Annotated in this window: 16 protein-coding genes; 6 read left to right on the top strand and 10 right to left on the bottom strand. The window is 58.7% G+C overall.

Translation table 11 applies throughout. The annotated features are described in order from the left end of the window. Positions 1-138: 138 nt before the first annotated feature. The 5 genes from OOT55_RS16030 to OOT55_RS16010 all read right to left on the bottom strand — a co-directional run bounded on the left by OOT55_RS16030 (position 139) and on the right by OOT55_RS16010 (position 10,058). Positions 139-2,895: a TonB-dependent receptor gene (locus tag OOT55_RS16030; protein WP_265366845.1), complete on the bottom strand. Its 2,757-nt coding sequence runs from the start codon at positions 2,893-2,895 to the stop codon at positions 139-141. Positions 2,896-3,040: 145 nt separating this feature from the next. Next, the gene (locus tag OOT55_RS16025; protein WP_265366844.1) at positions 3,041-5,629 is read right to left on the bottom strand and encodes an MGH1-like glycoside hydrolase domain-containing protein; all 2,589 of its coding nucleotides are present in this window, start codon (positions 5,627-5,629) and stop codon (positions 3,041-3,043) included. Positions 5,630-5,716: 87 nt separating this feature from the next. Then, positions 5,717-8,233: a family 49 glycosyl hydrolase gene (locus OOT55_RS16020; RefSeq protein ID WP_265366843.1), complete on the bottom strand. Its 2,517-nt coding sequence runs from the start codon at positions 8,231-8,233 to the stop codon at positions 5,717-5,719. A gap of 243 nt (positions 8,234-8,476) precedes the next feature. Next, positions 8,477-9,508, bottom strand: coding sequence for a FecR family protein (locus OOT55_RS16015; RefSeq protein WP_265366842.1), 1,032 nt, complete (start codon positions 9,506-9,508; stop codon positions 8,477-8,479). 13 nt (positions 9,509-9,521) lie between these two features. Further along, entirely contained in the window at positions 9,522-10,058 is a 537-nt protein-coding gene (locus OOT55_RS16010; protein WP_265366841.1) for an RNA polymerase sigma factor, read from the bottom strand. 292 nt (positions 10,059-10,350) lie between these two features. Here OOT55_RS16010 and OOT55_RS16005 point away from each other — a divergent pair, with 292 nt between their 5' ends. Next, complete coding sequence (locus OOT55_RS16005) at positions 10,351-11,034, top strand: TrmH family RNA methyltransferase (protein ID WP_265366840.1); 684 nt, start codon at positions 10,351-10,353, stop codon at positions 11,032-11,034. Positions 11,035-11,041: 7 nt separating this feature from the next. On the opposite strand, the gene OOT55_RS16000 is transcribed toward OOT55_RS16005, so the two are convergent. The 5 genes from OOT55_RS16000 to thiI all read right to left on the bottom strand — a co-directional run bounded on the left by OOT55_RS16000 (position 11,042) and on the right by thiI (position 17,412). Continuing rightward, entirely contained in the window at positions 11,042-11,839 is a 798-nt protein-coding gene (locus OOT55_RS16000) for a sulfite exporter TauE/SafE family protein (RefSeq protein WP_265366839.1), read from the bottom strand. Then, on the bottom strand, positions 11,839-13,059 hold the full coding sequence (locus OOT55_RS15995) for a glycoside hydrolase family 88/105 protein (protein ID WP_265366838.1): 1,221 nt from the start codon (positions 13,057-13,059) through the stop codon (positions 11,839-11,841). The genes OOT55_RS16000 and OOT55_RS15995 overlap by 1 nt, the downstream gene beginning before the upstream one ends. A 442-nt stretch (positions 13,060-13,501) precedes the next feature. Then, entirely contained in the window at positions 13,502-15,325 is a 1,824-nt protein-coding gene (typA, locus tag OOT55_RS15990) for a translational GTPase TypA (protein WP_265366837.1), read from the bottom strand. 132 nt (positions 15,326-15,457) lie between these two features. Next, positions 15,458-15,931, bottom strand: a complete 474-nt coding sequence (locus OOT55_RS15985) for a hypothetical protein (protein WP_265366836.1) — start codon at positions 15,929-15,931, stop codon at positions 15,458-15,460. 23 nt (positions 15,932-15,954) lie between these two features. Then, entirely contained in the window at positions 15,955-17,412 is a 1,458-nt protein-coding gene (thiI, locus tag OOT55_RS15980) for a tRNA uracil 4-sulfurtransferase ThiI (RefSeq protein WP_265366835.1), read from the bottom strand. Positions 17,413-17,748: 336 nt separating this feature from the next. Between thiI and glnA the strand changes: the two genes are divergently transcribed. The 5 genes from glnA (at position 17,749) to OOT55_RS15955 (ending at position 24,259) form a co-directional block, all read left to right on the top strand. Continuing rightward, positions 17,749-19,155 (top strand): glutamate--ammonia ligase, encoded by a 1,407-nt coding sequence (gene glnA, locus OOT55_RS15975; RefSeq protein WP_265366834.1) that lies wholly within the window; start codon positions 17,749-17,751, stop codon positions 19,153-19,155. Positions 19,156-19,279: 124 nt separating this feature from the next. After that, a complete protein-coding gene (locus OOT55_RS15970) occupies positions 19,280-19,813 on the top strand; it encodes a DUF4124 domain-containing protein (protein ID WP_265366833.1) in 534 nt (177 codons plus the stop codon). Positions 19,814-20,057: 244 nt separating this feature from the next. Then, positions 20,058-21,131, top strand: coding sequence for a nitrogen regulation protein NR(II) (gene glnL / locus OOT55_RS15965; protein ID WP_265366832.1), 1,074 nt, complete (start codon positions 20,058-20,060; stop codon positions 21,129-21,131). Further along, positions 21,118-22,545 (top strand): nitrogen regulation protein NR(I), encoded by a 1,428-nt coding sequence (gene glnG / locus OOT55_RS15960; RefSeq protein WP_265366831.1) that lies wholly within the window; start codon positions 21,118-21,120, stop codon positions 22,543-22,545. The genes glnL and glnG overlap by 14 nt, the downstream gene beginning before the upstream one ends. A 454-nt stretch (positions 22,546-22,999) precedes the next feature. Continuing rightward, the gene (locus OOT55_RS15955; protein ID WP_265366830.1) at positions 23,000-24,259 is read left to right on the top strand and encodes a 6-phosphofructokinase; all 1,260 of its coding nucleotides are present in this window, start codon (positions 23,000-23,002) and stop codon (positions 24,257-24,259) included. Positions 24,260-24,395: the final 136 nt, after the last annotated feature.

Genomic DNA, 24,395 nt, shown 5'->3' with positions numbered 1-24,395 from the left:
TCTTTCGGGTTTCACTATAACGCAATTCAGTGGCCAGATCGATTGACCGACCGCTCGGTTCATGAACAGGGTGCAACGACAATACCCGGCTCCTGAATCAGGAAGCCGGGTATTGTCGTTCAACCAGGTCGAACGACTTTAGAAGCTCGCCCGAACGCCGAGCTCGAAGCGACGACTGTACGCCTCGTAGTTCTGGGTTATGCGGACATCCTGGCTGTAGGTGTGGTTATCCTCCTCCAGCAGGTTCTGCCCTTCCAGATAGACCGAGAGGTTATCGGTAATCTCATAGCTGGCGCTGAAGTCCAGCGAACCGAATTCCTTGGTCGTGGTAGGACGCCCACCCGGAGCACAGGTGTTACAGGCCGTGAATTCATCCCGGTAACTCCAGGCCAGACGGCTACTGACCGGACCGCGCTCGTAAATACCGGCGAGGTTGTAGGTGTACTCCGACACGCCGCTCAGCTCGGTGTCAATCTTCTCACCGTCCACCGTCAGCTCGGCTTCGCTGTCTACCCAGGTAAAGTTGGCCATGACCCCGAAGCCGTTATCAAACAGGTACTGGTAGGCCAGTTCGGAGCCAAACACTTTGGCGCTATCACCATTAACCGGTGCCGTGACTTCAAAGTCCAGAGCTTCATCCGAGGCATTGCCGTCCTCATCAACCACCCGCACCTGAAATTCATCGCCAAACTGTTCGCTGGTAATCAGACCACCGATATCCTTGTAGAACAGTGCAATGGCCGCCGAGCTGCCACCGCCGCCATACCACTCCAGGGACAGGTCGAGCGAGTCGGCCACAAAGGGCTCAAGTTCGGGGTTGCCGTTGCGGTTGACCCGGGGCGGTGGGCTGTTCACCTCCCAGTTGACGTCCGGTCCCAGCTGGGAAATGGTCGGGCGGGTAATGGAGCGGGATGCGGATGCCCGCATCAGATACTCTTCGCTCAACTCATAGGTGAAGTTGGCCGAAGGCAGGAAGTTATCGTAGGAGTTCGACTCACTGACCGGCACCACCTCGGTGAACTCGGCGTTCCAGTTGGTGCTGTTCGGTATTTCCTGCAGTTCCAGCAATTGCTGGGAGTGCCCCATGGAGAGGGTTTCGGTATACACCCAGCGACCACCGACATTACCGGACCAGCGGTTACCCGCGAAATTGGCCTGGATATAACCACCGCTGACATCTTCTTCGATCAGGGCCGAGGAGCGCAGCTCCGGCTGGGCGAGAATGTTGGAGCGGAAGTACTCGTCACCGCGATGCAACCTCGCCGCCTGGAACAGCTGGATCGGGTCCAGTGCGGGCCAGGAATCGAAGCCGCTGTCGTATTCGTACTCACCCGGGAAGGGAACAACCGCCTGAACACCGACTTCACCCAGTGTGTCGCCAAAGCCACAGTAACCACAGGCATTGTCCGGACGCCAGTTCACTTTATCTTTTTCCCGGCCGGAGTAGGTCACACCAAATTCGATGGAATCGATAAGCTCCACGCTATCCAGACGGTAGTCACCGTCAAAGCGAACCGACAGTGCCTTGTCATTGACGCTTTCGCCCTTGGGCTCCATGAAGTGCAGACCGATTTCGTCGTTGGTCACATCCAGGCAGTTACGACCATCGTCCAGCACACAAGTGACGGTCGGCACTTCGGGCGTTGCCTCGAAGCTGAAATTACCACCGTTCACACCGGCCACCGTGTAGTATTCGGTCCCGTTAATGGGACGATCGGCTTCGGAGTAGGCAATATCGAAAGTCAGCTCCAGATCCTCACGGACATTCCAGATGGAGTTCCAGCCGACCATGTAGGTCTCGGCCTCGCGGGCCTTGGTGTCGGTGCCGATCTCCAGCGGGATATTGGTCAGATCAAACGAGCTGATCAACCAGCGATCAACCTCATCGCCATTGTAAGGTTCCAGCTCGTAATTCTCGAACCGATCCCAGCCGTCATTACTGTAGAAGTTGACGTTAAACGAGTAGGCAGACTCCGGGGTTTTGTAATTGGAGTAAAAGCCATCCAGCGTCGTTTCGAAATTGTCGTTCGGGCGGAACTGCAAAGCACCGGTAAAGCCCAGGCGTTCGCGCTCACCGAATTTGGTCTGGTAGGAAATGATGCCCGGGAAGATCCCCCGACCATCAACCGCCTCTTCCTTGACGCCATCATTATTGGCATCAACCTGCTCGGTGCTGGAGGTGAAGCTGTCGAAGGTGTTGGCCCGCCAGTTGCGTTTGTAATAGGAGATACCGACAGACGCACCGACGGTGTCATCCAGAAAGGTGTTACTCAAAACGCCGGAATATTGGCCGGTCCAGTCCTCGGTAGCGCCATCGTAAAAGGCACCCGCTGAACCGGAGGCGTGCAAACCAGGATTGTCGAGGGGCTTGGCGGTGGTCAGATTGACCAGGCCACCAATGCTACCCTCAGGCAGAGAGGCCATGCTGGTTTTATAGACTTCGGCACCGGAAATGGCTTCCGAGGGCATCACATCGAAACTGAAATCACGGCCCGCGTTGTCGGTGGCCAGGGTCCGTCCGTTCAACAGCGTCATATTGTACTGGCTACTCAAGCCGCGGATGGACACCCAGCGGCCTTCACCACCGCGGTCCCGGCTGATTTGTACGCCGGTCACACGCTGCAGCGCCTCGGCCACGTTGGGATCGGGGAATTTGCCCACATCCTCGGCGGTGATGGCATCAACCACCACAGCGGCGTTGCGCTTGAGTTCGGAGGCGGACTCCATACTCGCGCGAATGCCCTTGACAACGATTTCTTCAAGCATGGGCTCGGCGCCGTTCGTGCTCTGAGCCTGCACGGCCGTTGAGCCGGCGACAAGTAAGAGTGTGGCGCTGAGTGCTTTCAATTTGAAGCCCGGATTCACTCGCTGGGCGTTATTGTAGGTTGCGGTCACAATTACCTCTCCTGATTTATTATTGGGTCTGATGGTCACTCCCAATGGGAGTGCAGACAGCTGGGGTGGGCACGGGAGGTGATTTTCCCGATGCTGCCATTGAGACGCACAGCCCGGTAAAAACCACTCCCCCCACATCAATTTTTTACTCTGGTGCCTCACCGAGGTAGATCAGTTCAAAGGCGGCAATGCTGGCACGGTTCACTGGCCCATTCTGGCCACCTCTGGCGCCATAGGTACGATTGGAAGACAGGTAACTCATATTGAAATAATCCTCCAATTGCAGCTGGTATTCGCCCCGGTTCAGCGATACCTCCACCTCCGTTGAACGGCGCAGAGGGTGACGGCCGTCGCGATCCTCCACATTGGGCATCTGAACAATGCGCCGCGCCACTTCCACTCCATTGGCGTCGCGAATGACGAGCTGCTTGATGGCATTGGTGACACCGGAGTCAATGGTGTGCTGCCGGTTGTTGTAGCGCAGGCGCACCACGTAGCGTCCGTCACGTTCGACGGCCCACCCGTCAAGCGACAGAGAGTCCCCCTCCTGGCCCCACTCTTTCAACGTCGGAGCATCCAGCATCGCCGAAGGCGGTGTGATGGGAAGGTTGGAGGTTATCCGCTCGTCATTGACCGCGATGTCCTGAGCGCCAGCGCCGTTGTGACACACCGGTTCAGACAGATGGGAGCGATGGCCGCTCTGACGATATACGGCTTCGACGGCATAGCACTGACGGTGATCCCCCAGCCCGTCGGAACGATCCGTCCACTGGAGTTTGTCCAGGTCGCTCGCCACTTGTATATCATTGCGGTACAGGTTGTAACGGACCGATGCGTCAGTCCCGATATTGGCATCATCAGAGAAACGCACCACCAGCGATTGTCCATCAGACTCGAGAGAAACAATGGTAGGCGCTGCGGGTGAAAACACCGCGGGCTCTGTGCGACTGAGCGGATCCACAGCCGGCACAGTGGTCAGACGGCTATCATTGTTGACCCGGGCCGCGAAGCGCACCTGAATGTGGTTGCTCTCTGCGAGCATCTCCTCTGTGATGCGCCCCTCAACGACGTCCCCATTGAGTCGGACACTGTCGACCGGATAATAGCCATCGCCATCGGCGTTGTCCGGCAATACCAGCTCAATGGCAATTGCTTTGCCTTTGTAGTCCACGGAGCGCAACCAGGCGGAAGGTTGATCCCCCAGGCGACGTCGGGTGTCCACCGTCAGAAATGGAGCGATCTCTATCCCGTCGGAATTCACCCGATAGCCAAAGACGGTTTCCATTACCATCGTGAGGTAACCGGCCACCGACCACAGCTGGCGACGGGAATTGATGACAGGACCATCGTCATACCAGGGTTTCGCCGTCAGCCATTCCAGATTCTCCATATTGGAAAGATTGAGCGCCGCTCCCCGCATCAGGGAATTCACCGCATTGTCGACGACTTTATAGTTGTTCACCGATGCACCGGCTTTGAGCGCATAGGCAGTAACAAACGGCCAGATACCCCGGTTGTGATACACCCGCTGTTCGGGTTGCTGGGGGTAATACACCGGAACCCCGAAAGGGGCGTGCGGGTAATGATTCATGGCAGCCCTCGCCCGTTCCTCATCGGCGATGCCATACAGTATCGCCAAGGCGGTGCCCAGCATGTCGTATTTACGAGTAACCACCGGTACCTCATTGGGTCCGGTCAAGCTCGCATACAGCCCTTCGGCTTGCAGCCAGAACCGCTCATTGATCCGCTGCTTCAGATCCGACGCCCACTGCTGATAACGATCGGCCAGGGCAGGCTCCCCACGCTGCTCCGAAAGGGATGCCGCCAGCAGAATCGCCCGGTAATGCATCACGTTGGTCGACAGCGCCTTGCTTTCAGACATTCGGCTCAGGTTGTTGGTGATCCAGGGAGCATAGGTCTGTACGCGCCAGTCCAGATAGGACTGTTCGCCGCCATAGAGGCCGTCCTGGGGGTCGAAGGCGACGCGACGGTCGGCTTCAACAGTGCCTCGTAAGCTGGCAAAGGTATCCCGCTCAAACGATTCCCTCTCTTCACCCGACAGCTGATGCATGACCCGCTCCGCCGCCAGCGCCCAGGACACCCGGTCGGTACTGACCGCCCAACTGCCCCCGGAGCCGGTATCCTGAATGATCTGCCGGCTGCCTTCTGGCAGGTGATCCGGTGCGGAGGCTTCCGGCCGGAAGTCGCTGGTTTTGAAGCGCAGTGAATTGATCGTCCGTTGCGGGTCGACAACGGCCAGGGACAGATCCGCTGCATACGCCAGATCCCGGGTCCAGACGTAATGCCATTTTTCTCCGGTCTGAAAGCACTGGCAATCGATCTCGTTACCCTGGTTGTACTGATCATCGCGAATGGCATCGACACTGAGCAGCTTCAGGTCGTCCACCGCCATGGCAAACAGACCGTCAAACAGCACACTACCGGTCTCGACACGCAGGGCGTCAGCGGACTCTACAAAGGTACGCTCACGGGGCATATCGTCGCGCTGGAACTGACTGGACTTGAGGGTAAACCGACGCTCACCCGAAGACGTCTCCGACGACTGGATGGTGACGCTTTCAACACGCCCTTCCGGATCCAATGAATAGGGTTGATATTGAATCTCGGCTGAGCGCTCCGGTGAGCCGGTTTCATCGAGCTCATCCTGGGACTTCTGAGTCAGGCAGGCTGACAGGGACAGGGCACAGCCCACAACGAAAAGCGGTTTTAACACGAGTCCTCCAAAAGACATAGCAGTGAAATGGGGCGTTCAGGAAGCAGCCGCGCCCCGTATCCAGAGCGCGGCCAAATGCAGATTGGGTCACTCCACCGGAGTGATGGCGTAATCCAGGCTGTAGGGGTCAAACCGAATCTCGTAATCGCCCCCGGCCTCCAGGGTAAACTCGATGTTCGGTCCCCCGCCGGTGGTCAGCTTGGCGGTACCGGTCAGACCGGTGCTGTCCGCCCAGTCGTCTCCCGACCAGTCTTCGGTATCGGTAAATTTGAAGGCGTGATCTCCGGCCTCCAGCGTCACCGTGACCACAAACTCGGAGTCTCCGTCCCACTCCATCGGCAGGTTGCCGGGGGACCAGCCTTCCCAGGAAGCCCCTATCCAGCGTGGGCCCGGCGCGACGCCCTCGGCGCCGGTGACGGAAAGCTCCGCCGTGGTCCGACTCGAGCAGAAGGTCGTATCGCCATCCTGCACGGCGGCCAGGGTCAGGGCATTGGATTGATGTCCTGCGGTCAGGGTTGTCCCGTCGACAGAACCATCCCCATTGAGCAGGTAAAAGCGGACCGGCAAACCGGAACTGGCGCTGGCCATGAGTTCGGTGCTCTGGCCCGCCTCCAGTGTTTCAGCCACCGTCATGTCAATGGTCTGTGCAGTACATTGGGTCTCGCGATCGGACGTGGCACTCCAGGAATCCCACAAATCGACACTGAAATTCAGTCGACCCAACTGATCGGCACGCCAGTTGTCCGCCGCTCGGGTGACGGGCTGACGATCTACAATGTAGTCGGTCAAACGCAGACCGCTATCGCCCTCACCTACGGTAACGGCTTCGGAGCGAGCCTCATTCCAGAGCACCTCGAATTGACTCTCCTGAGCACTGAGTGGCAGGTCGTTCCAGGCCTCGATTTCCAACCCGTCAATATGGATGTTGTCCCAGTTGGACTGGGCATAGAGGCGCATGGCGCAGAGGTTCATCCCCTCAGAACGAATATTTTCAAGGTGGATATTGGCCACGGTCGCGTCGGGGTCAGCGGTATTATCGGCATTCACATCCCACCAGGCCCGAGCGGAGTTGATCAGACAGGTGTTGTGCTTCTGGTCCTTCCAGTAGAGGCGATTGTGAATGATATCGATATTCTGAACATGGATATTCTCAATGTGTCTGGATTCCCATCCCCACTGAAAGACAGGTCCGTTTTCGGATTTCCAGACCACCACATCATCAATCAACAGGTTACTGTGATACAGCTTGAACACATCGTCATTGGCGTGGAAGAAGCTGTGGCTTAGCCGACCGTTGTCGTACAGCTCAATGCCGTCGGTCTGCCAATACCAGGCACCCATTTGCTTGTAACCGGACACCTGTGTCTGGAAACTGCCCGCGTCCCCGTAAATCACAAAGGAGTGATACGGCGGTTCATTGATGGTGACGCCCTGAATGGTCAGGGTCTGATTACTGGAGCCCGAAGAAAACCGCAACATTTTTACGCAGCTTCCGTGGCAGTCACTCTGAGAGTCTGAGCGATGCGTGTAGGCCTCGTGACCTCCGGCCGTGTTGGTGTCGGCTTCATACACATACTTTTCCCCCGACAGGACCCCGTAGCCGGTCACCTTGTACTCCGCACGAGACCCGGCAAACTCCAGCGCCCCTTTCACATAGGCGCCGGGCGCGAGATATACCCAGCGAACCCGACCGGGCAACCGGGCGTGATAGTTCCAGGGGAAATAGTAAGTACCGGGTTTAAAATAGATGATGTCAGCGTCGACGACATCCAGATTATCAACCTCTCCGGCCTCGGGGTAATAGATTTCCCCATCCTCATCACCGGGAATCCAGTCGCGCTGCAGCGTTTCAGACAAGGTAGGCTCGGCAAACACCAACATGGCGTTGCGTGGCTCGGTATGCACCCGGGCGCCATCGGGCCCCTCGGTCAGGGTACCGGTGTTGCCTTCCAGATCGTTGTAGCTGGTCACCAGATCCGGCTCAAATTCCACGGAAAAACGTTGTCCGTCGGCATGGTAGGGCACCTTGATACGGACACGATCCTCGGCCACCCACTCCAGTTCGAAGTCCAGAGTGGTCGGTCGAATCGTCACCTGATCGAGCGATTCAATCGTCTGGCCATTCAGTAATTCCAGCTCAAGCCAGGTGTCGTCGTTGTACAGGAAGCTGGTCCAACTCATGGTCAGGTTTGCGCTGTCGGCAAACTCGGCGCCATCCTCGTGGTTGTACCCTTCTTTGGCACGACCGCTTCGGGGAAGGGTCATATACACAAACGAATCCGCGTACTGATCCGTCTCAGACGTTAACGCCACCCGGGCCCGATAGTGCGTCGATGCCCGCACTTGTTCATCGGCAACAGCGGCGTCTTCGTTGGCATCCGCATTGCTGTGGCTCCAGGCGTAAAGATCGACCTCATGGGGCGCGTAACGGTTTTCCGGCGCGGAACCCAACGTCGGCGGCGGATCGCCTCCATTGTCCTGATCATTTTCATCGCCGCCACTACCCGCTCCACCGCAGGCGACGAGAGGCAGGGCCAGCAGCATAGGCCAGAGCAGCGTTTTCAATGATTTGCGCGGTACGGTCTGATCGGATGGTGTGTGCACGTCAGTAACCCTCATGCTGTTATCTTTTTAGTCAAAGTCTGTCTGCTGTGGATAAGACGCACCAACGGCTGAATTCCAATCCCCTGAAACAAAAAAAGCCCCTGACTCAGAGAATCAGGGGCAAAACCAAGGGGAGAGTTCCGGGACAACTCCGGTTCAACCATGCAATCGGCAACGGTCGGTACCGATCACCTCAATAAGACGCTCAACGGGGCCGATTCCTACCCCCCGCTCACGGTTTCCTCACGAGCCATAAGGAACGCTTGCAGGAAATACAATGTAGTGCCCGTCCGACTCTTCCTGCACACGCACCGGCAAGGTTTTCGAGAGCAGTTCCGGCAAGGCATCGAGCTGGTCGATCTGAAAGGAAGCGGTCAGCTCAATGTCTCCCAGATCCGGAGAAGCCAATGTGAAGCGATCACTCGAATAGCGGTTGAGTTCGTCCACCACATCATCCAGAGATGCTCGGTGGTAGACGAGACGGCCCTGACGCCAGGCGCTGATATCTTCTTCCGGCAGGGTATCGATCGCCGAAAACGTTTCGTGACGCACCCTGGTGACCCGGTTTCCCGCACGCAAGGTGACCGACGGCTGCTCTGCCGCCACCTGATCAGGGTCGGCGGCAAGCACATCGACAATACCCTCACGAACGCTGACGGTGACTCGCCGTTCCGTACGCAGCACGTCAAACTGGGTGCCGACAACTTCGACCCTCGCATCGTGTGCATAAACGTGAAACGGCCGTGCCGGGTCGCTGACCACATCAAAGTATCCCCGGCCCGCCTGAACGTCGACGCGACGAACCGATTCACTCATGACCACCCGCACCCGGGAACGAGCGCCCAACGTCAGTTCACTGCCGTCGTCCAGTTGATAGGTCGCCACTTCCCCGATACTGGTCTCGAATTTCAGGGCGTCGGGCCCTGTTGGCTGACCATTCCAAAGCAGCACACCGAACACCAAGGCAATAATGCTTGCCAGGGCGAAACCGGATGTTCTCCAGCCGGGAAAAAAGCCACCATTGAAGCGGGCGCCGGCGGCCGAGAGAAGCCGTTGCCAGAGCGCCCCCTCGGCCCGATCATCCCGCTCAACCGGCATTTCAGCCGCGTCCAGACGGCCCAGCTGCTCCCACACCGCCTCGCAGTGCTGATAGGCCGCCACATTTTCGGGGCTCTCGCACAGCCAGTCCGCCAGCGCTTCCTGCTGCTGGTCGGAGAGCTCTCCCGACTGGACCCGCATAAACCATTCGCGAGCCTGAACCTCTGGGTTTTCCACGCGTTGCACCCTTTCAGTTGTGTTTGGGTTGATTCTGCAAGGCTTTCTGGCAGTCCGCCAGCGCCTTGAAAATATGTTTGCGGACCACCGTTTCCGACAGTTTCTCCCGCCGGGCGATTTCCGCGTAAGACAAGCCATCCAGCCGGTTCATCAGCAGCAATCGCCGACGCTTCTCCGGCATCGTCCGAAGGGCGTCGGTCACGCAGCGCAATTGCTGGTCCGCCTCCACCTCGCGGGCGGGATCGGTATGATCGAATTCCCGCTCCTCGTCGCTTTCCACCACCTGGGTCTGGTAGCTGGCCCTAACCTTGTCCCGACGCTTGAGATCAATGCAGGTGTTGGCCGCCATCTTGTATAAAAACGCCCTGGGGTTATCCAGGGTCAGGACGATGTTCGTCTCAGCCACCCGGGTAAACACCGCCTGCACCACATCTTCAGCCTCCGCTGGATCCAGCGTGTAGTGCCGGGCGAGATAGTGGCACAGCTCGTCACGATAGCGGCTGTACACCTCCCGGATGCGCTGGTCTTTTTCTTCTGTGCCGATACTCACTGATTCAACCTGGCTCCGCCTGGAGGAGAATGGGACGACAGCGGCATCTGGAGCCGCGCCCGGCATTCTATACCAAGTCTCAGACCCCGCCCATTCAGGAGGAGACGACTGTGGCACCGTGCTTTTGGCTGTTATTGAGTTCGGCATGACCATAAGACGGCTGGCAGGAAGGAATCCAACCCCCACGTATGACGATTTATGGATGCGGCTCTGATCCGTCGACTGGGCCCACGCTACTGGACAGCGCCGGGTGCTATAATGGCCAGCTTTTAACCGAACCACACCTTCGCCTATGTCCCGCGCCCGTTTCGAGAAATTCAAACAGGTCCTGCGCCAGCGCCAGCACGATATGACGCTGCTGACCGATCAGGTCCACAAAGCCCAGAATATTTCCGCGATGCTGCGCACCGCGGACGCGGTGGGGATGCCGGAGATTCACATGGTTCAGCCCAGCCGGGGCCGGCTGGTGTATCACCACACCGCCGGCGGCAGCGGGCGCTTTACCGGAACGGTCGTCCACCCGGACATTCAGACCGGCATGGGTGTGCTTCGGGACAAGGGCTTCAAACTCTACGCCGCGCACTGGTCCGACCGCGCCATGCACTACCGGGAGGCCGACTACACTCAACCCTTCGCGTTGGTGATGGGGGCTGAAAAAGAAGGCCTGAGTGACTACGCCGCCGAGCAGGCCGACGAGCACCTGACCATTCCGATTATTGGAATGGTGGAGAGTTACAACGTGAGTGTGGCCGCCGCGATCATTCTGCAGGAGGCCATGCATCAACGGCAGCAGCAGGGTATGTACGATCGCGAACTGGACGAGTGGGATCCGGCGGTGCGGGAGATTCTGTTCCGCTGGATGCACCCGCAGATGGTGCGCTATTGCGAGCGCTACCGACTGCCCTTCCCGGACATGGATGAGGATGGGGACATCATCCCACCCGAAGACGAGCGCTATCGCAGCCCCAAGGGATGAGCGATCGCTACAGAACCGTTCGTAACATCTCCACTGCCAGCCCCACCAGCAACAGGGCAAACAACCGCTTGAGCCAGGTCACCGGCAACCGGTGCGCCAGCCTGGCACCCACGGGCGCGGTCAGGTAACTCATGGACGCAATCGCCAGCACGGCGGGCCAGTAAACATAGCCCAAGGTATGCGCCGGTAGCCCCGCCACGTCCCAACCATTCACCGCATACCCAACGGCACCCGCCAGGGCAATGGGCAGGCCCACCGCCGCCGAGGTGCCAATGGCCACCGGTAGGCGCACATTACACCAGGTCAGAAACGGCACGGTCAGGGTGCCGCCACCGATGGCCACCAGAGCCGAGACTCCGCCAATACCCGACGCCACACCGACCAGCCCCGGCGTTCCGGGCAACTGGCGGGAAGGTTCGGGACGACGGTTCAGGATCATCTGCACGGCGACATACGCCATGAAAACCGAAAAGAAGATCGCCAGCGGCTCCGGGGTCAACCAGGCCGCCAGAAAGGTGGCCGCGAAGGTCCCCACCAACACCCCCGGTGCCATGCGTGCCACCACGGGCCAGAGCACCGCTTTATGACCGTGATGGGCTCGCAGGCTGGCCACCGCCGTGGGCACAATGGCGGCCATGGACGTACCCAATGCCAGGTGCACCAGATGCGTTTCGGGCAGCCCCTGAGCGGCAAACAACAGGGTGAGCACCGGCACCATCAGGCCACCACCGCCAATGCCGAACAGGCCGGCCACCAACCCGGTGACCACCCCCAGCGCCATAAAGCCCAGCAACCATTCCTGCATCAATAAGCTCCGGTCATATCCTCGTACAGAAGCGACGCCATGATAAAGGGCCCTACCGCTTTGGGGTCATCCGCCCGGCGCGGCTCGCTGATATAATAGTCATAGGTGCCCTCCCGGTAAGGATCACCGCCCAATCCGGCCACCGCACAGACGTTGGTGATGCTGATCGTTCCGTCGTCGTTATGGCGAATAAATTCCTCCACCACACTCTGATAAGCACTCAGCCCCAAGGCTCGATACCGCTCGTCGATATAACCCTGTTCGCTGCCCTTGAGCAGGAAGTAAGTGAACATGGTTGACGCCGAAGACTCGAGGTAATTCCCCTCGCGCCCCCCCATATTCACCACCTGCCACCAGACCCCCGACTCCGGATCGCGATGGGTTTCGATGGCGCGGGCCATTTTGTCGGCGATATCCAGCATCACCTCGCGGTCGGGGTGTTGCTCCGGAAGGTCGTCGAGCACATCGACAATGGCCATGGCCAACCACCCCATGGCCCGCCCCCAGGGCAGCTCGGACAAGCCCGTTTGGGGATCGGCCCAACGCTGCTCCCGGCTTTCATCCCAGCCGTGGTAGAAAAACTGCTGTTCGGCATTCCAGTGATGTTTCGCCACCAGGCGGAATTGATGGATGATGTCATCGTACAGTTCGGGCTCACCATAGGTGGCCGCATAGCGGGACAGAAACGGCGTGCCCATATACAGGCCGTCGAGCCACATCTGATGCGGATACACCTTTTTGTGCCAGAAGCCGCCCTCAGTCGTGCGCGGATGATCGCGCATCTGGTGGCGCAATTGCTCGATCGCCAGTCGGTACTTGTCCTCGCCGGTTTCCTGATGAAGTCCAATCAGAAACTTGCCCGGATTCACCCGATCAATGTTGTACAGACTCGGGTCGTAGGTTCTGATCTCGCCGTCCTCGCTGATCATGAAATCGGCGAAGTCCTTCAGGTAATCGAAAAACCGCTCCTCACCGGTGGCCCGCCACACGCGTTCATGGGCGGTCATCATCAGGCCGTGGGTGTATTCCCATTTCGGGGTTTTCCGAAAGTCGATCATCCAGCCTTCGGGGTTGCGTTCGATGTCGGAGTCGGCCATCCAGACGGACAGCGGTCGGTCGGTGGTTGATGCGGAAGGATTGGTGTTGATAGTGCAGGCGTACAGAGCGGCGACGGACAGCAGTGCAACGCCGGCCAAACGCCATAAGGGTTGATGATTCATTGTCTCTCTCCCGGTTTTGGTTTTTGTACCGGGACTATAGCGGGTGTTTGGGGAGATTCAAAGGGCTGGGTATTGGGGGTTTCTGGAAGGTTCGGCATCTACGGGGTACACCCGTCGGAGACCCGCCGTGAACCCGTCCATGGGGGCTTCTCATCGGCATCCATGCCTCAGAGAGTCTCCGACGGGTGTACCCCGCAGATGCCTAAGTGCCAACTAACTACCCGTTGTATCTCTAGTCGGAGGTGTCGGATTTGGCCGTGCCGCACCCCGGGAAAAAGGGCGCAGTTAATTCGCTGGCAGAGAGGTGGGGTGGAGGTATGTGGTTCATAGACTCTCGGAGACATGGATGTCGACGAGAAGCCCCCATGGATGGGTTCACGGCGGGTCTATGAACCACATACCTCCACCCCACCGCACCGTCTAAGAACCACTTCTTTGGGTCTTACTTCTTCGCGCGCTTACGCTCGTTTTCGGTGAGCAGCTTCTTGCGCAGACGAATGCTCTGGGGCGTCACTTCCACCAGCTCATCGTCTTCGATGAACTCCAACGCCTGCTCCAGGGTATGACGAACCGGTGGTGACAGAGTCAGGTTCTCATCGGTGCCGGACGCACGCACGTTGGTCAGCTGCTTCGCCTTGGTCGGATTCACCACCAGATCATTGCTGCGCGAGTGCAGACCAACGATCTGGCCTTCATAGACCTCAACCCCGGCGTCGATAAACAGACGACCGCGATCCTGCAGCGGGTGCAGACCGTAAGCCAGCGTCTTGCCCTTGACCATGGAAACCAACACGCCATTCTGACGCTTGTGATCCTCACCCGCTTTGACCGGGCCGTAATGATCAAAAATACTGGTCATGATGCCCGAACCCGACGTCAGCGTCAGAAACTGGCCACGGAAACCGATCAGACCACGCGACGGGACCATGAACTCCAACTTCACCCGACCCTTACCGTCCGGCTCCATATTGGTCATTTCCGCCTTGCGCAGGCCCAGCTCTTCCATCACCGCGCCCTGGTGCTGATCTTCAACATCGATCACCACCTGCTCGAACGGCTCCTGAATCTGACCGTCGATTTCTTTCTGGATAACCTCCGGGCGGGAGACACCCAGCTCAAAGCCTTCCCGGCGCATGTTTTCAATCAGAACCGACAGGTGCAGCTCACCACGACCGGAGACCACGAACTTGTCCGGGCTGTCGCCCTGACGAACCCGCAGAGCCACATTGTGAATCAGTTCCTGATCCAGACGCTCGCGGATATTGCGCGAGGTGACAAACTTGCCTTCCTTACCGGCGAAGGGTGAGTCGTTGACCTGGAACGTCATGCTGACAGTGGGCTCATCCACACTCAGCGCGGGCAGCGGATCGACATTCTCAGGGCTGCACAGAGTGTCGGAGATGTCCAGACCATCAATACCGGTAATACAGACGATATCGCCGGCGGTGGCGCGAGTGGTTTCCACCCGCTCCAGACCGTGATAGCCCATCACCTGCAACACCTTCGCCTTACGGGTTTTGCCATCGGGACGGGCCACAATCACCTGCTGGTTGGGCGACAGGCTACCGCGGGTAATGCGGCCCACACCGATAACGCCCACATAGCTGTTGTAGTCCAGCGCGGAAATCTGCATCTGGAAATCACCTTCGATGTCGACATCCGGCGCCTTGACGTTATCGACAATCATCTGAAACAGAGGAGTCATGTCATCGGCCAGCTCGTCCGGCTCCAAGCCTGCCACACCATTGAGGGCAGAGGCGTAAATGATCGGGAAGTCGAGCTGCTCGTCGGTGGCGCCCAGGCGGTCGAACAGGTCGAACACCTGATCCACGGCCCAGTCGGGACGGGCGCCGGGACGGTCAACCTTGTTGACCACGACAATCGGGTGCAACCCCTTTTCGAAGGCTTTGCTGGTCACGAAGCGGGTCTGGGGCATGGGGCCATCGACGGCATCCACCAGCAGCAATACCGAATCCACCATGGACAGCACCCGCTCGACCTCACCGCCGAAGTCGGCGTGTCCGGGGGTGTCCACGATGTTGATGCGGTAGTCATTCCAACGAATGGCCGTGTTCTTGGCCAGAATGGTAATGCCGCGTTCACGCTCCTGGTCGTTGGAGTCCATGATCCGCTCGGCGCCTTCGCTGCGTCGATCCAGGGTACCGGATTGAGACAGCAGCTTGTCGACCAGGGTGGTTTTACCGTGGTCAACGTGGGCAATAATGGCGATGTTACGCAAGTTCTGAATAGCGGATTGGTCTGTCATGAAAACTCTCAGGAGGGAGGACTCTGGAAAAAGGCGGGCATTATACCTGCCAGAAGGCTTCACAGATATGAAAATCGCGGGAAAAGTGCGCAAAAAGGCAAAAAAGTCAGCCCGGAGCGGCCCGAACGGGCCTCACAGACCGAACATCCCCTTCTCTTCCTCGCCGGGCGCGATGAACTGGGTGCCGTCTTTGGCGTACTGGAACAGCTCGATGTCCGCGGAGTCAGTGGCGGTAAAGCAGTTGATGAAGGTTTCCAGCGCCACGCCCTCCCGGGAACGGTTGGGAAAAATATCCGCCTCCATGAACACCTTATACTGACCGTCCGACCGGTCCAGACGGCTTGAGAACCGGTCCACCCGCAGGTTGGTCAGCCGGCGACCAAACACCTCCCGGGCGCGGGCCTTACAGACGGCCTCTGCATCGGTCAATGTCGTGTGCCGGTACCGGGCCTCCTCGCTGTTCCGCGACCCCCAAAGCCCCTCGGGAATGCCGGAGACGTACAGCGTCGAGCCGACCGAGAGAAATACCAACAGAAAAGCGATGCCCACCAGCGCCCATTTCTGGCCGGTAGACTCATTTCGGGACCGCGCACCGGGTCGGGACATACTCTGACTCTCCTGAGGCGGCCCTACTCGGGCCGATAGACAGCGATATTACGATGGCCTGCATCCATCAGGTGGGCCGCGTGCAGCTGACTCATCACCCCTTTCTCGCAGTACAGCAGGTAGCGGCGCTGCGGATCCAGCTTCCCGAACTGTCCATTAAGCCTGAAAAACGGAATTTCCAGCAACTGATCTCCGGTCAACGCGAGGGGCTTGAGCCCCGCTTCGTCGGGATGGCGAATATCAATGACCACATCGCCCTCGCCCACCTGCGGCTCAACCGCCACATCCAGCTCCGTCTCACCTGCATCCACCAGATGATGTATCGGCGTTTGCGCGCGATCCTCAAGGGCCCGCTCCAGCACGGCGAAATCAAAGCGGGCCTCTTCGGACTCCACCCGATGCAATTTGGCGTTGGTGGTCGGACGCACCGAAATCACCCCGCAGTACTCGGGCACATTCGCCGAATAGGTTTCGGTGCCGATATCCCGGGACAACTGGATGATATCCCGCTTATCCATGGCGATCAGCGGCCGCAGCACCAGGGTATCCGTGGCCCGATCAATGGCGTTCAGATTGGGGATGGTCTGACTGGACACCTGGGCGACACTCTCACCGGTCACCAGCGCCTTGAGATCCAGCTCTTCGGCGACCCGGTTGGCGGCGCGCAGCATCATACGCTTGAGAATTACTCCCATATAGGCGTTGTCGACCTTCTCCAGGATCTCGGCGACCACCCCCTCAAAGGGCACGGTGACAAACTGAACATTATGGGAGGCTCCGTATTTCTGCCACAGATAGTAAGACACCTCCTTGACTGCCATCTCATGGGCGTGACCACCGAGACTGAAGAAGCAGAAGTGGGTACGCATGCCCCGCTTCATGGTGAGGTAGCTTGCCACAATCGAGTCGAAGCCACCGGACACCAGAGACAGCACGCCATCGTTTTGGGCGCCCAGGGGATAGCCACCCAGCCCGCGGCGCAAGTTTTCCAGCACAAACAGCCACTGGCGCTTGACCTCCAGCCGCACGGTAATGTCCGGGTCGCGCAGCTTTACACCCGCTGCCCGGGTCTGCTGTAGCAGACCACCACCCACGTAGCGCTCAATGTCAGTGGAGCTGAAATCGTGCTTACCGCTGCGCTTGACCCGCACACAGAAGGTTTTTCCCGCCAGGGCCTGGGCCCAATGTGCCCGGGTCTTGGCCAGAATGTCGTCCAGATCCCCCAGAGGGTAGGCCTGAACCAATGCGAAGGAGTCGATACCCGGCGTGCGAGCCAGCACATCGGCCACCTGGCGCGTGAGCCGTTCGTCGGCACCGGGGGCCTGCACCTCCACTTTCTCCCAGTCCCGCTTGACCTGAATGTCCTCCGACAGCGGCTGCAACAGCCGGCGCAGGTTGTCGCGCAACTGCTTGATGAAACGCTTGCGCACCGGCGGGCTCTTGATAATGATCTCAGGAAAAACCTTGACGATAAAATGCATGAACGCCTACTGTTGAAGAACTTGTCTTGCGGGAAAGGCGCGCATTATAAATCATGCGGCCACCCCAAACAAAAAGATCGGGCGCACCATAATGATGCAACACCCTGTTTCTGTGCACCATAATGGAGCGCAAGAGTGCCCATCTTGGTGCAACAGCACCCCTGGACGCCCCGATCTGCCGCTTTTGCGCACGATGGCACACATCTTGCCCCTTTATCGGTCACTGGCGCTGGCAAGGTCACCACAATCCGATGTAGCCGCCAGCGTGAAAACACGGTTTAATGCACAGGTTTTCTTATCCGTAGCCCCCGGGCTATTCTCAATTGGAGGCATTCAATGTCTAAAAAAACACTGGACCTGATCAAAGAACACGAAGCGCGTTGGGTCGACATGCGCTTTACCGACACCCGCGGTAAAGAACAGCACGTGACCATTCCCGCAAAAGATGTGGACGATGACTTCTTTGAAGACGGCAAGATGTTTGATGGCTCTTCCATCAATGGCTGGAAAGGCATCAACGACTCCGACATGATCCTGATGCCGGACGACGAAACGGCCGTTATGGACCCCTTCTCAGACAGCCCCACCGTCATTGTACGCTGCAACATCGTTGAGCCGATGACCATGCAGGGCTACGACCGCGACCCGCGCTCCATCGGCCTGCGCGCTGAAGAGTACCTGAAGTCTACCGGTCTGGGTGACATCGCCCTGTTCGGTCCGGAACCCGAATTCTTCGTTTTCGACAGCGTTCAGTGGAACGCCACCATGGGCGGCGCTTTCTACAAAATCAATTCCGAAGAAGCGGCCTGGTCTTCCAGCGAAAGCTACGACGGCGGCAACACCGGTCACCGTCCGGGCGTGAAAGGCGGCTACTTCCCGGTGCCTCCGGTCGACTCTCTGAACGACCTGCGTGGCGCCATGTGTGACGCCATGGAAGCCATGGGCCTGGAAATCGAAGTACACCACCACGAAGTGGCCACCGCCGGCCAGTGTGAGATTGGCGTTGGCGCCAACACCCTGGTGAAGAAAGCGGACGAAGTACAGATCCTGAAGTACTGCGTACACAACGTGGCGCACGCTTTTGGCCAGACCGCCACCTTCATGCCGAAGCCGCTGATCGGTGATAACGGTTCCGGCATGCACGTGCACCAGTCGTTCTCCAAAGACGGCAAGAACCAGTTCGCAGGCGACGGCTATGCCGGCATGAGCGAAACCGCCCTGTACTACATCGGCGGTATCATCAAGCACGCTCGCGCGCTGAACGCTTTCTGTAACGCCTCTACCAACTCGTACAAGCGTCTGGTACCCGGCTTTGAAGCACCGGTCATGCTGGCCTACTCGGCCCGCAACCGCTCCGCGTCGATCCGTATCCCGTACGTGAACAGCGACAAGGCCCGTCGTATCGAGACCCGCTTCCCCGACCCGACCGCCAACCCCTACCTGGCGTTTGCGGCGCTGCTGATGGCTGGCCTGGACGGCGTACAGAACAAGATTCACCCGGGCGACCCCGCCGACAAGAACCTGTACGACCTGCCGCCGGAAGAAGGCAAGGCGATTCCCACCGTGGCCTCCAGCCTGGAACAGGCTCTGGACGCACTGGACCAGGACCGCGACTTCCTGAAAGCCGGCGGTGTGTTCACTGACGACGTGATCGACGCCTTCATTGAGCTGAAGCGCGAGGAAATCGAGCGTCTGAACATGACTCCGCACCCGGTCGAGTTCGAGCTGTACTATAGCTGTTAAGACGCTGTAGGCGCCGGCTTTCGAGCCGGTGGATGACCAAAAGCCCGTTCAGGCGACTGAACGGGCTTTTGCTTTTCAGGGTCCAAGGAGTAAGCTTTAGCAAAGGCCGAAACGGGACCCCTTTATGCGACATTTTCTGCTGCTCGTCACCCTGATGCTGGTCAGCCTGCTGACAATGGCCCAGCCAATCTACAAGACCGTGGATGAAGAGGGTCGCGTCACTTACTCGGACAAACCACCCCGCGGCGACCGGAACGGTGCGTCTGCGGAGTTGCCACCCGTCAACAACGTTCCCGGGCAGGCCGCGCCCCCAAGGCGCCCCGCTCCCTCCGATGACGAGGCCCCCGAGCCGGTCAATTATTCGATTGAGATTATCGCACCATCGCCGGACAGTAGCGTTCCACCCGGCCAGCGAGACCTCCCCATATCGGTGCAACTTCAGCCAGCCTTGCAGCCCGGGCACACCCTGGCCTATTACCTGGACGGCGACCCCGTTGCCGAGACCCAGTCGACACAGCATATCGTCAAGGAAATCTACCGCGGAACCCATACCATCCGGGTTGAAGTCCTGGGCCCCCGGGGGCAGGTCCTGGCAGCGACAGCCCCTGTCACCGTTCATGTGCACCGACCCAGCGTCATTCCCCGAGGTGGCTCCTAGGCGGGCCCCGACGCACCGTTTCATGGCGCGAACGGCGGAGCTTCGCGCCACAAGCACCATTATGGTGCACAGTCATCTGAACTCGCCTACACTCCTGTCTGGGAGCGCCCAAAAATGGGCCCTCCCGCCAATACGCAGTTGGATTGCTTTTTGCATAGACCTGCCCTGAGGGCGGGCTCCATTTCAGTGCACAAAGACGCACTTCAGCCGCCTTTCTTCAATCAGACCGGGAGTCGATCCGAGAGTGAGTACCGGAGATCTTCACAAACCGCTGCTGGACAGCCTCAGTACCGCCATCATTCTGGTGGACGGCCAACTGCGATTGCGCCACATGAACCCCGCGGCCGAGGCGCTGCTGGCGGTCAGTTGCGAACGAACGCTCGGCGAACCTCTCACCCAGTTTTTCTTCGAGTCCAGTGAAACGCCCGGGCAGCTCAAGTCGGCCGCCGAACAGGCCAACCATTACACCAAGCGGCACGCCGAGTGGCAGTTGCTGACCGGGGGCCAGATTACCGTGGACTACACGGTCACGCCCTTCGGTGACGCCTCCGGGCTGGTCATCGAAGTACAACCCATCGACCGCCTTCTGCGCATCAGTCGTGAGGAAATGCTGACCTCTTCACAGGAAACCACCCGTAATCTGGTACGTGGGATGGCTCACGAGATCAAGAACCCCCTGGGCGGTATTCGAGGCGCGGCGCAATTACTGGCCCGGGAGCTGCCCGGCAGCGAGCTGCAGGAATACACCGGTGTCATCATTGATGAGGCCGACCGTTTGCGCAATCTGGTGGACCGGATGCTCGGGCCGAACCAGTTGCCCCAGCGCCAGTGGTTGAACATCCACGAGGTGCTCGAGCGGGTGGCGACGATCATCAAGGCCGAGAGCAGCGGCTCTGTCACCCTGACCCGGGATTACGACCCGAGCATTCCCGATCTCAATGCGGACAAAGAGCAACTGATTCAGGCGCTCCTCAATATTGCCCGCAATGCCATGCAGGCGCTGCTGGAAAATGGCACCCCCTCAGCGGACATTCGTCTGGTGACCCGAATTCAGCGCCGCTATACCATCGGTCGACACCACCATCCGCTGGTGTGCCGCATTGACATTATCGACAATGGCCCGGGCATTCCCCAGGACATTCTCAACAATATCTTTTACCCCATGATTTCCGGCCGGGCCGATGGCACCGGGCTGGGACTGACCATTTCGCAGCATTTGATTCACCAGCACCAGGGGCTGATCGAATGCCACAGTGAGCCGGGGCAAACCCGCTTTTCGCTCTACCTACCTATGGAAGCTCAACATGCAGAAGTCTAACCGAGTCTGGATAATCGACGACGACCGATCCATTCGCTGGGTGCTCGAAAAAGCCCTGCAGGGTGCCGGTATCGAGGCGCGGGCCTTCGACTCCGGTGACAGCGCCATCAGCCAGTTGGGACGGGAAGTGCCCGATGCGATCATCAGTGACATCCGGATGCCCGGTATTGATGGCCTGGCATTGCTCAAAGACCTGCACGCCCAGCACCCGGACATTCCGATCATCATCATGACCGCCCACTCCGACCTGGACAGTGCGGTGGCCGCTTACCAGGGCGGCGCTTTCGAATACCTGCCCAAACCCTTTGATGTCGACGAGGCGGTGGCGGTAACCCAGCGGGCACTGGCCCATGCCCAGGAACAGAAAAGTGACAGCGATGGCAGCGAAGCGGTTGAAGTCAACACCGAAATCATCGGTGAAGCGCCGGCCATGCAGGAAGTTTTCCGGGCCATCGGGCGCCTGTCACAGTCCAACATCACAGTACTGATCAACGGCCAGTCCGGTACCGGCAAGGAGCTGGTCGCACACGCCCTTCACCGTCACAGCCCACGTCGCGAAGAACCCTTCATTGCCCTGAACATGGCCGCGATTCCCAAAGACCTGATGGAATCGGAACTGTTCGGTCATGAGAAAGGTGCCTTTACCGGCGCGGCGGCGCAGCGCCAGGGCCGTTTCGAACAGGCCAATGGCGGCACGCTGTTTCTGGACGAAATTGGCGATATGCCCGCCGAAACCCAGACCCGCCTGCTGCGGGTCCTGGCCGATGGAGAGTTCTACCGGGTAGGCGGCCACACGCCGGTCAAAGTGGACGTGCGCATCATTGCCGCCACGCACCAGAACCTCGAAAATCTGGTCGCCGACGGTCGCTTTCGCGAAGACCTGTTCCATCGGCTCAACGTCATTCGCATTCACATCCCGAAACTCGCCGACCGCCGGGAAGACATTCCCAAGCTGGCCAAGTTTTTCCTGCAGAAAGCCGCCGGCGAACTGGATGTGGATACCAAAATTCTACTGCCGGAAACCGAGGAGTTTTTCTGCGCCCTGTCATGGCCGGGGAATGTCCGCCAGTTGGAGAACACCTGCCGCTGGATAACCGTCATGGCGTCCGGGCGCGAAGTGCACATCGAAGATCTGCCCCCGGAACTGCTTCATCACAAGGAAGACAACGCACCCGCCGATGACTGGGAAAAAGCCCTGCGTCACTGGGCCGATCAGGCATTGGCACGGGGTCATCATCAACTGCTGAGTGAAGCGGTACCCACTTTTGAACGCGCACTGATTGAAACCGCCCTGAAGTACACCGCTGGTCGAAAACGCGATGCGGCCAATCTTTTGGGATGGGGACGGAACACACTGACCCGTAAACTGAAAGAACTGGATATGGCGGGCGGAGATGATACGGCCGAACTGTGACCAGGGAAACAGTCGTCCTCACCATAACCGGAATCGTCGGGTGGCGAATGACACCCGACGCCTAATTCACACTTGTTGCTTTGTCATACTTATGTAAACGGTGCGCACTGTGTGTGGATAACGTTTGCGAAACAGGCGTGACGGTTACATTCCATTTATACCCAATCAACCATTGCAAGCAATCTTGCCTGTGCTAGAATTCGTTCCCCCTATAAAAAACTCACCAAACAGAACGTCTCCCAAGAAGACGATCAAATCGGCACTGGATTACACACTCCTCAATCGATTACGGAGTGCGATACCAACACCATGATGAAATAGCGTGAGGCGCGACGCACTCACTGACAAGGGCTATTGCCCTGTCGGCAGACGTCCAGAAAAAGCGCCCACGGATGAGAGACGAGAGACCGGCAATGAAGAAGAACGTCATTGCTATCAGCCAAAGGAACAGACCGTGCCACACAATGCATTTTACGCGCAATCCGGCGGTGTGACCGCCGTGATCAATGCGTCGGCTGCCGGCGTGATCGCCGAAGCCAAAGCCCACCCCGATACCATCGGTACGCTTTACGCTGGCCGAGACGGCATCATTGGCGCACTGACCGAAGAGTTGATCGACATCACCGCCGAGTCCGAAAGCGATCTGGCAGCGCTGCTGCACACGCCGTCCGGCGCCTTCGGTTCCTGCCGCTACAAGCTCAAGTCGATAGAGGAACATCGCACCCAGTACGAGCGCCTGATTGAGGTGTTCAAGGCCCACGATATCCGATACTTCTTTTACAATGGTGGCGGCGATTCACAGGACACCGCGCATAAAGTCTCGCAATTGTCTGAAAAGATGGGCTTTCCCATCACCTGCATCGGCGTGCCCAAAACCATGGACAACGATCTGCCGATCACCGACTGCTGCCCGGGCTTTGGCTCTGTCGCCAAATACACTGCGGTGTCCATATTGGAAGCCTCGTTCGATGTCGCCTCCATGCAACGTACCTCCACCAAGGTGTTCGTCATGGAAGTCATGGGTCGGCACGCTGGCTGGGTTGCCGCCAGTGCCGCGTTGGCACGAGACGAGCGGGGCATGGGACCGGACATCATTCTGTTCCCGGAAGTGCCATTGGATGAAGCGCGTTTTCTGGAGCAGATCGACCGGGTCGTTGCCGAGCGCGGCTTCTGCATGATTGTCGTGTCCGAGGGCGCGAAGGATGCAACGGGCGAGTTTCTCTCCAGCTCCGGCACCACCGATGCGTTCGGTCATGCCCAGCTCGGCGGGGTTGCTCCGGTCATTGTGAACAAAATCAAGCAGCACGCGGGTTACAAATGCCACTGGGCGGTGTGCGATTATCTGCAGCGTGCCGCTCGTCATATCGCTTCGCAAACCGATGTGGATCAGGCGTATGAGCTCGGTCGTGCCGCCGTGCGCTATGCGGTCAACGGCGAAAATGCCGTCATGCCGGTGGTGGTTCGAGAATCCGACCAACCCTACCGATGGCACATTGACAAGGCGCCCCTGTCCGCCGTGGCCAATGTCGAACGGTGTCTGCCTGCCGACTATATTACCGACGACGGTTTTCATATTACCGACAAGGCACGCCGCTACCTGTCACCACTGATCGAAGGGGAGGCCTATCCTCCCTATCAGAACGGTCTGCCCGATTACCGGGTACTGAACAAGTCCGTGATTCCCAAAAAGTGTGCGGAATTTAACGATCTTTAACTGAATTGATTTAGACAGGGACACCCGTGATTTTCGGCGGAAGGGGTGAGAGCTTTCGGCCGGAGAAGGTGTTTCTGTCAATCCCGGGGGGAGCCCAACCTGCCATCGCCGATGGCCAACGCGATAGAGACGCACT

The organism is Marinimicrobium sp. C6131, from assembly GCF_026153455.1.
GTDB lineage: Bacteria > Pseudomonadota > Gammaproteobacteria > Pseudomonadales > Cellvibrionaceae > Marinimicrobium.
Note: the sequence above shows the minus strand (reverse complement) of the source record. Positions and strands in the feature narration are given on the sequence as shown.

Bases quoted from the DNA above. Each gene is read 5' to 3' on its own strand.
- OOT55_RS16005 (WP_265366840.1), top strand. From the start codon at position 10,351: ATGTCCCGCGCCCGTTTCGAGAAATTCAAACAGGTCCTGCGCCAGCGC.
- OOT55_RS16000 (WP_265366839.1), bottom strand. From the start codon at position 11,839: ATGCAGGAATGGTTGCTGGGCTTTATGGCGCTGGGGGTGGTCACCGGG.
- OOT55_RS15995 (WP_265366838.1), bottom strand. From the start codon at position 13,059: ATGAATCATCAACCCTTATGGCGTTTGGCCGGCGTTGCACTGCTGTCC.
- typA (WP_265366837.1), bottom strand. From the start codon at position 15,325: ATGACAGACCAATCCGCTATTCAGAACTTGCGTAACATCGCCATTATT.
- OOT55_RS15985 (WP_265366836.1), bottom strand. From the start codon at position 15,931: ATGTCCCGACCCGGTGCGCGGTCCCGAAATGAGTCTACCGGCCAGAAA.
- thiI (WP_265366835.1), bottom strand. From the start codon at position 17,412: ATGCATTTTATCGTCAAGGTTTTTCCTGAGATCATTATCAAGAGCCCG.
- glnA (WP_265366834.1), top strand. From the start codon at position 17,749: ATGTCTAAAAAAACACTGGACCTGATCAAAGAACACGAAGCGCGTTGG.
- OOT55_RS15970 (WP_265366833.1), top strand. From the start codon at position 19,280: ATGCGACATTTTCTGCTGCTCGTCACCCTGATGCTGGTCAGCCTGCTG.
- glnG (WP_265366831.1), top strand. From the start codon at position 21,118: ATGCAGAAGTCTAACCGAGTCTGGATAATCGACGACGACCGATCCATT.